This window comes from Candidatus Aminicenantes bacterium (assembly GCA_026393795.1).
Taxonomy (GTDB): domain Bacteria; phylum Acidobacteriota; class Aminicenantia; order UBA2199; family UBA2199; genus UBA2199.
In genome coordinates, this window is record JAPKZL010000129.1 from 24601 (window position 1) to 30600 (window position 6000).

General features: G+C 57.9%; 4 protein-coding genes. 3 read left to right on the top strand and 1 reads right to left on the bottom strand.

The features are described from left to right. Window positions 1–105: 105 nt before the first annotated feature. Complete coding sequence (locus tag NTW95_06150) at window positions 106–2730, bottom strand: DUF5916 domain-containing protein (protein ID MCX6557001.1); 2625 nt, start codon at window positions 2728–2730, stop codon at window positions 106–108. A 556-nt stretch (window positions 2731–3286) separates the two neighbouring features. On the opposite strand from NTW95_06150, the gene NTW95_06155 reads away from it, so the two are divergent. The 3 genes from NTW95_06155 (at window position 3287) to NTW95_06165 (ending at window position 5806) form a co-directional block, all read left to right on the top strand. Beyond that, window positions 3287–3880: a hypothetical protein gene (locus NTW95_06155; protein MCX6557002.1), complete on the top strand. Its 594-nt coding sequence runs from the start codon at window positions 3287–3289 to the stop codon at window positions 3878–3880. Between the two features lie 127 nt (window positions 3881–4007). Next, window positions 4008–4625: a methyltransferase domain-containing protein gene (locus tag NTW95_06160; protein ID MCX6557003.1), complete on the top strand. Its 618-nt coding sequence runs from the start codon at window positions 4008–4010 to the stop codon at window positions 4623–4625. Window positions 4626–4816: 191 nt separating this feature from the next. Further along, on the top strand, window positions 4817–5806 hold the full coding sequence (locus NTW95_06165; protein ID MCX6557004.1) for an NAD(P)-dependent alcohol dehydrogenase: 990 nt from the start codon (window positions 4817–4819) through the stop codon (window positions 5804–5806). Window positions 5807–6000: the final 194 nt, after the last annotated feature.

Here is a 6000-nt window from a genome sequence, read left to right on the forward strand (position 1 = left end):
CCAGGGCAGGGATCATTCCCGGAAGGGTTTGATGAATCAAACCCCTACTTTCGATAATTGCAATATGGGTGAATAGTTCTGATTGTTGCCCATTGTGGGGAACGCCTACAGATTGAAATTGTAGGTGAATTTCACCAGGAACACATGGGTGGCCGGGAGGCTCATCAGGTCGCGGAAATCCGACGACAACCCGAAATCGTCGCGGCCGGTATCCTGGGCGCGGCCCTGGCTCCATACCACGTAGAGCGCGGCTCCCGGGCGGTATTCCCAGCGCAGGACCAGGTTGGTGCGCAGTTCGAGGACGTTGAAGTCGGGGTTGGCGAATGAATAGGAGCCGCCGGCGGAGCCTTCCTGCACCTGGTAGGTATTTTCGTCGCCGCTGAACTCGATTTCGTCGGCGGCAAAGGCCAGGAAACGATCCTCGAACAGGGCGGCGCCCGGATCGATGATGCGCTTGAAGGCGTCGTAGCGGCCGTTGGAGATGAAGGGCTGGCCGTAGAACTGGATGGAGAGTTCGGGCGTGATGCTGTAATTCAGGCGCAAGGTCACGTAGACCGTATTCTGCGCGATGCCGGCCATGACATAACGGCTGCCAACGCCGGCTGGTGCTGTGGCGACGTATTGCAGGTCGTTCGTGTAATGGGAATATCCGGGCGCGATGGAGAGCGACAACCCGTTGCTGGGACGAAAGGACACGCCGATATCGGTCCCCCAGTTTCCCCGCGAGCGGTCGTCGGCGCCGTACCCCCAGCCGCTCCAATTGACGTTGAAGCGCTGGCGCGCGTCGGTGCCGACGCCGAACCAGGTGTTCCAGCCGCCGCTGTTGCGCAGATAAGGGCCGCCCCGCAGGGCGCTTTGCGAAAGGCCCATCCCCTGGCGGTTGATGCCGCAATAGACGCTCCAATAGTTCTTCAGTTGTCCCCAGAAATTGACGTTGCCGCCGACAAAGGTCGGCGTGCCGCCGAAATTCCAGCCTTGCCAGGCGTTGAAACTTAGGTTGAGCTGATTGAATATCCAGGTCGGCTTGGTGATCTGGTAGCCGGCCCAGCCCCAGAGCATGATAACGTCTGCCTGGTGCAGGTAGCCCATGTCGTTGAGCTCCAGCCCCGGCGAGCGCCAGGTCACGCCACCGGCGTACGTCAGCTTGCTGCCGCCGCTTTTCCCGGCTTCGAAATTGCCGCCATAGCCGCCGAGCGAGGTGCGGGTGGGGTCGAGGGTCAGGTAACTGGCGTCCGGGCGCTGAAAATAATGGACCGCCGACTCCTGGGTCTGTTGGATCACTTCTTTGCTGCCGTGCACCGTGCTGAATACGGTGTTGGCGGAAATATAGTAGTTGCGGTTCTTCCAACTGTGGAAAAAATCGATGCCGGCGGTATAGGCCGAACCGTGCAGGAAATCGAGCGCCGGGTCCTGGATGTCGCGGTTGACCGCCGTCATCATGGCGCCGAGGAAGGATTTGCCTTCATTGAAGTCCTGCTGGGCGCGCAGCATGAAATAGTTGGTCAGCGGTTCCACGGTTTCGTTGCGGTTCTGGCCGTTGAAGCTGATGGCGGCTTGCGCCCTCGCTGTCAGGCTTTCCAGTATCCCCAGAGAGAAGCCGTGCGTGGTCTTGCCGGTGATCTTGAAGGCGCCCAGGATCGTCGTGTTGATCGGCATGTCCAGGTACTCCCCGTCCTGCAAATCGGGGTCGTACTGCGGGGCGCGGCCGATGCGACGGGAATAGAACAGGTTGTCGCTGCCGAAATCGCCGTTGCCGTTCATCAAGCGGAAGTTGAGGATATTCCTGCCTTCGGTGAAGAAGGGCCTTTTTTCCTGGAAAAACGTTTCATAGGCCGAGAGGTTGACGACCGACGGGTCGGCCTCGACCTGGCCGAAATCGGGATTGATGGTGAAGTCGAGGGTGAGGTCGCCGGTCAGGCCGATCTTGCCGTCGAGGCCCCCCTGCAGCCGGCCGCCGCTGCCGGTGGCAAACGGGTTGCCGGCTTCTTTAGGGGAGAACTGCCCCTGGGTCACGGCGTAGGGGATGATCTCGACCTGGTGCTGGGCCTTGATGCCTTTCAATCCCCGCAGCTCGCCGAAAAGGCTTGCGAAGCCCGGCGCGTCCTTGGGAATATGCTGCCAGGAGGAGAGCTCCTGGTTGCGGTACAAAAAGCGCCTGACCTGCAGGCCGAAGGTCAACTCTTCCTTGTTGGCGAAGCGCAGCTGGCTGAAGGGGATCGCCATCTCGGCGGTCCAGCCGCCCGGGTCGGTGGCTGTCCTGACGGTCCAGACCGGGTCCCAGGTGAGGTCCTGGTTCAGGCTGTCCCCGGAAACCGCCCCATCGCCTTTTACCCCGGCGGCATTGACCTTGAAGCCGAAGGCGGTGCGCCTGTCAAAGTAGCTGTCTATGTATATCCCGACGTTGTCGCCGTCGATATCGTCCCGGCGCGACACGCGGCGTTCGATCCCGCCCGCCTTGGAGTCATGGCAGCGGATCAGGACATAGATGTTTTTTTCGTCGTACATGATCTTGAACTCGGTGGGCTCGGTCGGCGCCTCGCCGCAGCGCGGGTCGGTCTGCACGAATTGGTCGCTCCACTCCACCTTGTCCCAGCAGGGATCGTCGCTCTTGCCGTCGATCGCCGGGGCGTGGGGGTTGATATGCTTGCTCAGATAGACCCGTTTTTCCGCGGCGAACAAGCCCGTTATCGCCAACAGGGCCATCAGGGCCATAAACAGCATTTTTTTCATCGTAGCCTCTTCGCGTTCATTGATTTTGCCAACACCAGGTTAGACGGTCGAAATTAAAAAAGGTAACAAAGTTCAGTGAATAAAAGTGACAAGTGACAAGGAAGAGTAAAAACAGGGCAATTGGCGAGAGGGTATGGACGATAGGGAAGAAAAAGACAAGGCAACGTAGGGGCGACCGGTGGTCGCCCTTCCTAAATTCCAATAAGCAAAACAAAGGAATTAAAGATTTTCTTCTAAAGGGAACGCAAATACCAAATGGGCGACCGCCGGTCGCCCCTACAAAAACCAAAATATCACATTTCTCCCTATTGCTTGTTTTTGCCCCGCGCCCTATACTTTTCTCTTATCTGCAGCATGGGTATCAATCACGAAAGTTCTTTTCTGAATCCCCAACCATGCACCGGCGGGAGCTTGGGTAAAAAACTATCAAGCTTTGCAAGATTAGGGGCAATCAGGGTCAGGTCTTGAAATGACAGTTTATTTTGTAGAAGAGATTAATGACTAATCTGATAATTCAAGGCCCGATATATGACCCCATTTTTAAAGCGAGGTGAGCATGGATGCATTCGAATCAGTAATCGCATCGATCCTGCAGCGGCAAGGCTACTGGACGCAAACCAGCGTAAAGGTTGATCTCACAAAGGCCGATAAACTGGAGATAGGCCGACACTCGTCCCCACGGTGGGAGCTCGATGTGGTGGCCTATCAAGGCCGTGGCAACGAGCTTCGCATTGTGGAGTGCAAGTCGTTCTTGGATTCCCCTGGTGTTCAGTGCACTGCCTTCGACGGATCCAATCCGATAGCCGCCAAGCGCTATAAACTCTTCTGCGATGCGACGCTCCGGCGCGTTGTCTTTCGGCGTCTCGAACAGCAGATGGTCGATTCCGGATTCTGTTGCCCGAAGCCGACCATAAACCTGTGCCTTGCGGCGGGCAAGATCAAGGGAGACGGTGACTGGCTTCGCGGCTACTTCGAGAAGCGAGGTTGGCTACTGATTGGGCCAGACGAAATTAAGCGAGAGCTTGAGGCGCTGCGTGAGTCTGGGTATGAGAACAGCGTTGCTGCAGTCGTGACGAAGCTTCTGTTACGCGGCCCTAGGAACACCGGTCAAAGAACGCTTCCGGAGTCAGGTCTCAATAATAAAGATTGAGAAATGAATTCTGCTTGTGGACAATTGGGGTCAGGTCTTTCAATATGACAAAATACTGTCCGGAATATTGTAATAATGAAAGACCTGTCACCAAGTTGTCTGGGTCATTAACCGAGGAGCCGAAGGGATGACAGCGAAGTTCTGGGACAAGCGGGCCGAAAGATACGACGACCTCATTCAGAAGCACGATGCCGTTTACCACCGGACAATCGCGAGCGCGAAATCGCTGCTTTCGACCTCGGATATCGTGTTGGATCTTGGCTGTGCATCGGGGGAGTACAGTCTTGACATCGCACCCTTCGTGCGGCGCGTCCATGGCATCGACACATCGGCCACCATGATCGCCCTGGCAACTGAGAAAACGAGTGACCGTTCAATCGGCAATGTAACGTTTGCCGCGGACGATGTTTTCGATCGGGCGCTGGATGGGCGCGGCTTTACCGCGGTGCTCGCCTTCTGTGTCCTACACCTGGTCGAAGAAATCCGTCCCGTCCTGGGCCGGGTCAACGAGCTCTTGCCTGCGGGTGGGTTGTTTATCTCGCAAACACTGTGTCTGAGCGAGAGCAGCTTCCTGTTCAAGTGGTTCATTAATGTGGCCCAAAAGGTGAAGATCGTGCCGCTTGTTCTCAGCCTTACCGCTCTGGAGCTCGAAGCGGCAATTGCGGATGCGGGCTTTGATATTGCCGAATCAGAAAGATGGGAGCGCAAGAAAGCGGTTCATTGGATCGTCGCTAGGAAGCGGTAAGCTGCGAGCCGAAGAAGTCTCCTGGCTTTGCCCGACGGGGGATTGATGTTCGCGTTGCCCTATTTTTTCCCGGTCCCCGGGATCACAATCACGGCCGGCGGCGGGTTCATGGTATTATTGGCCCGGTATTGGAAGCAAAACAAAGACAAGCGAAGTGACGGCGCATAGAAATTAAATTCAGGAGCATGCCAATGAAAGCCATCGTAACCGAACAATACGGGCCGCCGGATGTTCTCAAGCTCGCCGATGTGGGCAGGCCTGCCCCCAAGGAAAACGAAGTATTGATAAGAGTTCATGCGGCTTCCTTGAACGCCTTCGACTGGCATATGCTGCTGCCCGACCCGTTCATGGTCCGCCTTATGGGCGGCGGGCTGCTGAAGCCGAAGAACAGGATCCTCGGGACCGATATGGCCGGACGGGTGGAGGTGGTCGGAGAAAAAACGGCCCAGTTCAAGCCGGGCGACGAGGTGTACGGGGACCTGGCCCGCTGGAGCTGCGGCGCCTGCGCTGAGTATGTATGCGCTCCCGAAGAGGCGCTGGCGCCCAAGCCCGGGAACTTGACCTTCGAGCAGGCGGCGGCCGCGCCCATGGCGGCGCTCACCGCCCTGCAGGGGCTGCGCGACAAGGGGCGCATTCAGAATGGGCAGAAAGTGCTGGTCAACGGCGCCTCCGGCGGCGTGGGCACGTTCGCGGTGCAGATCGCCAAATATTTCGGGGCCGAGGTCACCGCCGTCTGCAGCACCGGGAACCTGGCCATGGCGCGCTCGCTTGGCGCCGACCACGTCATTGACTACACCAGGGAGGATTTCACCCGCAGCGGGCGGCAATACGACCTGATCCTGGCCGCCAACGGCTTTCATCCGCTCGCTGATTACAAGCGGGCGCTGGCTCCCGGAGGGGCCTACGTTATGACCGGGGGCTCCATGCGGCAGATCTTCCAGGCCATGCTCCTGGCGCCATGGTATTCCCTGACCGGCGGTAAAAAAATGGGGGGCATAACCGCCCATGCGAACCAGAAAGACCTGGTTTTTATGAAAGAACTCATGGAGGCCGGCAAGGTGGTCCCGGTGATCGACAGGGTCTACCCGCTGGCCGAGGTCCCCGAGGCCCTCCGCTATCTTCTTGCCGGGCACGCCAGGGGGAAGGTGGTCATAAAAGTCGGAGGCGCCGGATCGCAATAAGGGAAAGACCTTTCTGACAGGGAGATGATATGGACATGACTCAATTCAAACTCATGATCGCCGGGCTGGGTTTTGTCGTGATCTTTCTCACCGGCTACGGACTGAGGCGCCAGGGGCAGCCTTTCCCTGTCGTCGTCCTGACGGCCCACAAGCTGATCACGGTGGCCACGATTGCGTTCCTGGCCAAGACCGTC